Here is a 4,770-nt window from a genome sequence, read left to right as displayed (position 1 = left end):
CCACCCGCATCTATGGCAAACCCCTGCTGAAACTGATCGCGACGGTGCCGGTACATGCCCTGGCACACATCCCCGGCGGCGGCCTGCCGGAAAACCTGCCCCGGGTGATGCCAGAAAACACCCGTGCAGTTATCGACACCCGTAGCTGGGAATTCCCCGCCGTATTCAAGTGGTTGCAGCAAGAAGGCCAGGTCCCGGCTTTCGAGATGTACCGCACTTTTAACTGTGGTGTCGGCATGGTCATCGCCGTCCCGGCGGATCAGGTGGATGCCACCCTGGCATTGATGGAAGCCGAAGGCGAAGTCGCCTTCCTGATGGGTGAAATCCAGGCCGGCGAAGGGGAGCCGGAAGTGGTACTGGAAGGCTTGGCAGAGTGACGCACCGCCTTGCTGTTCTGATCAGCGGCTCCGGTACCAATCTGCAGGCCATCATGGCGGCTATTGATAGTGGCCGCCTGGATGCAGAGATCGCAGTGGTACTGTCCAACCGTGCCGATGCCGGTGGCCTGAGCCGTGCCCAGCATGCCGGCATTGCCACCGAAGTACTGGATCATCGCCAGTACGACAGCCGGGAAGCATTCGACCAGGCAATGATCACCACCCTGGACCGTTACCAGCCCGGCACGGTGGTCCTGGCCGGGTTCATGCGCATTCTCTCTGCGCTGTTTGTTCGCCACTATGCCGGCCAACTGATCAACATCCATCCCTCTCTATTGCCCAAGTACCGCGGGCTCCACACCCATGCCCGCGCTCTGGAAGCCGGCGATCAACAGCATGGCTGCTCCATCCATTTCGTCACCGAAGAACTGGATGGCGGCCCGCTGATCGCCCAGGCCCCGCTGGAGGTCCTTGCGAACGATACCGTTGATTCCTTGTCCAAACGCGTACAACAACGCGAACACCTGCTTTATCCTCTGGTGTTGCAATGGCGTGCTGAACAGCGCCTGGAACTGAATCAAAACGGAGTCATGCTGGATGGCAAACCTCTCCCCGAACAGGGGTTTCAACTGGTCTAGCAGTCTGTTGCTGACATTGGCCCTGGTGGCTCCGGCCAGCCATGCCGAGCCACCGGTTGCGCCTTTTTCTCTGGATTACAGCCTGAAGAGTGAAGGCATTCCTTTCACCGTTACGGCCACACGCACCCTGAAACCCATGCAGGATGGCCTATGGAAAATGGAAGTGCAGGCCAAAAACTGGCTGGGGGAAATCCGCGAAACCACCCTGTTCGACTGGCAAAAATGTATTCCCGAAAGCACGTTCTATGGCTACTACCGTCGTGGCCTGGGACGGGTCAAGGAAGCCAAACTGCATCTGGACCGGGAGACCGGGGTCGCCGCCAGTGAACGCACGGACAAACCAACCCGTAATTACCCGATTACAGATCAAGCCACGGACGAACTCTCCGTATCTCTGGCCCTGCAGTGTTCTCTTCAGGCTGGCCAGCGTGACATAAAATTGCAGGTTGCCGATGAACGTTCCATGGAAGCACACCGCTACCGTGTGGTAGGCGAGGAACAGCTGAATATTGACGGCAAGCAGGTGGAAACAGTAAAAGTACAACGCCAGCGCGGCACCAACAGCAAAAGACAGACCTACATGTGGTTTGCACCGCAGCATGATTATCTGCTTGTTCAACTGCTGCAGGAAAACAGTGATGGCGACCACGTGATGACGCTGCAATCTATGGAGGGAGACTAACGGTGCGACGGATCTTACTTGCCTTACTGGTGGCCGCCAGCAGCGTTGCTGGTGCCGAGCCGCTGGCACCTTTTGCGGCCGAATTCCGCATTTATGTGAACAAGCTGCCCACCCCGGTGAAGGCCGACCTGGTGCTGGAACCTGCCGAAGGCAAAGACTATTACCGCATGCTGCTGAAGGCCAAATCCTTCCTGCTTACCAACACCGAAGAGAGTTACTTCCACTGGCGCGACTGTCAGCCACGCACCACCCAGTATGTCCATGAATTCAAGGGATTTGGCCAACACCGTTACCACCACATGGATTTCCAGTGGAACCCACCCATGGTCCACAATGAATCCGAAGATGATCAGGAAAGCCTGGAAATTCCGGAAAACACTCTGGACGAGCTAACCATCCTGTTGCGCGGCCGCTGTGTATTTGCCACCGGTGACAAGGCCTACAAAGTCACCAGCGTCTACGGCGACAAGCTGCGTACCCATCATTTCGAGATCATCGACCGGGAAGTGATTGATACGCCCATGGGCGAAATCGACACCCTGCTGGTGGAAAAAAAGCGCGAAGGGGACAGCAAGGAGAAACGTCGCACCCTGTTCTGGGTGGCACCAAGCCTGGACTACATGGTGGTCAAGGCCAGGCACATTGAAAGCACCCTGCTAAAGGCTGAACTGATCATGATTGATTACGACGGCCCGGATCTGCCGCCGTTGTCCTAGGAACCTCTGCAGGAGCGGCGCTCCTGCAATATCAGGCCCGTGGCAGGGTGACGCCGCGCTGGCCCTGGTATTTCCCGCCCCGATCCATATAAGACGTTTCACACACCTCATCGGACTCGAAGAACAGCATCTGCGCCACACCTTCGTGGGCATAAATTTTTGCCGGCAGCGTGGTGGTGTTGGAAAACTCCAGGGTCACATGGCCCTCCCACTCCGGCTCCAGCGGCGTCACATTGACAATAATGCCGCAGCGGGCGTAGGTGGACTTGCCCAGACAGATGGTCAGCACATTACGGGGGATGCGGAAGTATTCCACAGTACGTGCCAGCGCAAAGGAATTAGGCGGAATAATGCAGTAGTCGCCTTTGATGTCCACGAAGCTGCGCTCATCGAAAGCCTTCGGGTCTACCGTGGCGGAGTGAATATTGGTGAACACCTTGAATTCATCCGCACAACGCACATCGTATCCGTAGCTGGACACACCGTAGGAAATCATTTTTTCGCCATTCTCATCCGCGCGGATCTGGCCGGCCTGAAAGGGCTCGATCATGCCATTCTCGGCGGCCATGCGGGTAATCCAGCGATCCGATTTAATCGTCATTGTTGCGCCTCAAAATTCCGGAGTGGTTGGCGTTCAAGCGCACAATGGTATAGACGCCGGACGCCGGACGCCAGATGTCAGGCGCTGTCAATCCAGCCCACGACATCTGGTGTTTATTCAATGCTGCGTCACCTTGGGAAATGCCCGCTTGCCAGCTTCCGTCAGTGACAATCTGGCCGCCAGACGACGGGCCGCCTGGCGGTACAGGCCGGTTTCCTCACTATCCGGGCAGGCCGCCACCACCGGTTGCCCACTGTCTGCCTGTTCGCGGATTCGCAGTGACAATGGCAGGGCCGCCAGCACTTCGGTGTGATACTCACTGGCCATCCTGTCGCCACCGCCCTGACCGAACACATGCTCCTGATGGCCACATTGGCTGCAGATATGCACCGCCATGTTCTCCACGATGCCCAGCACGCGGATATCCACCTTGCGGAACATCTCCACCCCCTTGATGGCATCCAGCAAGGCAATGTCCTGGGGCGTGGTAATAATCACCGCTCCGGCCACCGGTATTTTCTGGGCAAGGGTGAGCTGGATATCCCCGGTGCCCGGCGGCAGATCCACCAGCAGGTAATCCAGCTGATGCCAACGGGTCTGCTCCATCATTTGCACCAGAGCACCACTGGCTTTCGGACCCCGCCAGACCACCGGGGTCTGCTTGGTGGTCAGGTAGCCCATGGACATGGTCTGCAGACCATAGGCTTCCACCGGCACAAAGTACTTACCCTCCAGCACCTCCGGGCGGGTACCGTCTGGAAGCCCCAGCATCAGCGGCTGGCTGGGGCCGAATACGTCCGCATCCAGCAGCCCCACCCGGGCACCTTCGGCCTGTAAGGCCAATGCCAGATTCACCGCCGTAGTGGACTTGCCAACCCCCCCCTTGCCGGAGGCGATGGCGATCACATTGGCCACCTGATCCATGGCCGGCAAGCTGCTTTGAGCCCGATGAGGAATAATCTCTGCCGTCAGGTCCAGGGTCAGATCACGGTCTTCCAGCACCTCGCTCAAATGCTCCCGGATCTGTGTCACCAGGCGCTCGCGGATACCGTCAATCGGAAAACCAAGAACGATTCGGGCGTGGACGGTGCTGTCGTCCACGGTCAGTGATTCAATGGCATCCACAGACGTCAGGCTGACGCCCAGATCGTCGGGAATAAAACCGCCCAGTTGCTGTCGAATGCGTTGCTCGGCTGAACTCATGATGGCCTCCGTTTCGAGAGGTGCGATGATAGGGGCTAAGCCGTTAACAACCAAGCCACCTTCGCAGAAGTTATTCGTTGCACAAACACGAACCATGGGGTGGTTATCCCGCTGTAAATGCGCAAAATAGAATGCCGATTGCACGACAGTACAAGGAGAGTCCATGAAACGCATCACCGCCGCATCCCTGATCGCCCTGGGGGCATTGAGCCTGACGGCCTGCAACGATGCCCCCCATCTTATCAATCACGGGCCTGACAGCATCACCGTGTCCGGCAGTGGCGACATCGCAGCCCAACCGGATATTTTCCGCGTGGTAGCGACTGCCCGCGAACAGGGTGACGACATTGCTGCCATGAAATCCCTCGTCGACGACACTGTGGCCGACATGCTCGACCTGGTGGACGATCTGGATATTGAGGAAAAACAGGTCCGCGCCAGCGATCTGCACGTCCAGCCGCAATGGCAATACCAGCCGGAGCGTAAACTGGTCGGCCATCAGGTAAGCCGTGACGTGACCTTCCGCGCCAATGGCCTGGACACCTATACCCAA

General features: G+C 58.0%; 7 protein-coding genes. 5 read left to right on the top strand and 2 right to left on the bottom strand.

Annotated elements, in window-relative coordinates; all coding sequences use genetic code 11:
* From ACFE0K_RS01545 to ACFE0K_RS01530, 4 genes are all read left to right on the top strand, one after another.
* On the top strand, positions 1-377 hold a 377-nt coding region (locus ACFE0K_RS01545; RefSeq protein WP_434534383.1), incomplete at its 5' end, for an AIR synthase-related protein.
* Positions 374-1,015 (top strand): phosphoribosylglycinamide formyltransferase, encoded by a 642-nt coding sequence (gene purN / locus ACFE0K_RS01540; RefSeq protein ID WP_434534382.1) that lies wholly within the window; start codon positions 374-376, stop codon positions 1,013-1,015. The genes ACFE0K_RS01545 and purN, both read left to right, overlap by 4 nt.
* 7 nt (positions 1,016-1,022) lie before the next feature.
* Positions 1,023-1,697 carry a DUF3108 domain-containing protein gene (locus ACFE0K_RS01535; RefSeq protein WP_434534381.1) on the top strand — a complete coding sequence of 225 codons (675 nt, stop codon included), beginning with the start codon at positions 1,023-1,025 and terminating at the stop codon, positions 1,695-1,697.
* A 2-nt stretch (positions 1,698-1,699) separates the two neighbouring features.
* Positions 1,700-2,413: a DUF3108 domain-containing protein gene (locus ACFE0K_RS01530; protein WP_434534380.1), complete on the top strand. Its 714-nt coding sequence runs from the start codon at positions 1,700-1,702 to the stop codon at positions 2,411-2,413.
* 31 nt (positions 2,414-2,444) lie between these two features.
* Here the strand turns inward: ACFE0K_RS01530 and dcd are convergent, their stop codons facing one another.
* Together dcd and apbC are read right to left on the bottom strand one after the other, a co-directional pair.
* The gene (dcd, locus tag ACFE0K_RS01525) at positions 2,445-3,014 is read right to left on the bottom strand and encodes a dCTP deaminase (protein ID WP_434534379.1); all 570 of its coding nucleotides are present in this window, start codon (positions 3,012-3,014) and stop codon (positions 2,445-2,447) included.
* 117 nt (positions 3,015-3,131) lie between these two features.
* Complete coding sequence (apbC, locus tag ACFE0K_RS01520; protein ID WP_434534378.1) at positions 3,132-4,217, bottom strand: iron-sulfur cluster carrier protein ApbC; 1,086 nt, start codon at positions 4,215-4,217, stop codon at positions 3,132-3,134.
* A gap of 163 nt (positions 4,218-4,380) precedes the next feature.
* On the opposite strand from apbC, the gene ACFE0K_RS01515 reads away from it, so the two are divergent.
* On the top strand, positions 4,381-4,770 hold a 390-nt coding region (locus tag ACFE0K_RS01515), incomplete at its 3' end, for an SIMPL domain-containing protein (RefSeq protein ID WP_434534377.1).

Origin of the sequence: Alcanivorax sp. (assembly GCF_051117345.1) — a bacterium.
Taxonomy (GTDB): Bacteria; Pseudomonadota; Gammaproteobacteria; order Pseudomonadales; family Alcanivoracaceae; genus Alcanivorax.
This window is presented reverse-complemented; position numbering and strand designations above follow the sequence as displayed.

What these genes read in the sequence shown, in the direction of transcription:
- dcd (WP_434534379.1), bottom strand. Translation starts at nt 3,014, where the DNA reads ATGACGATTAAATCGGATCGCTGGATTACCCGCATGGCCGCCGAGAAT.
- apbC (WP_434534378.1), bottom strand. Translation starts at nt 4,217, where the DNA reads ATGAGTTCAGCCGAGCAACGCATTCGACAGCAACTGGGCGGTTTTATT.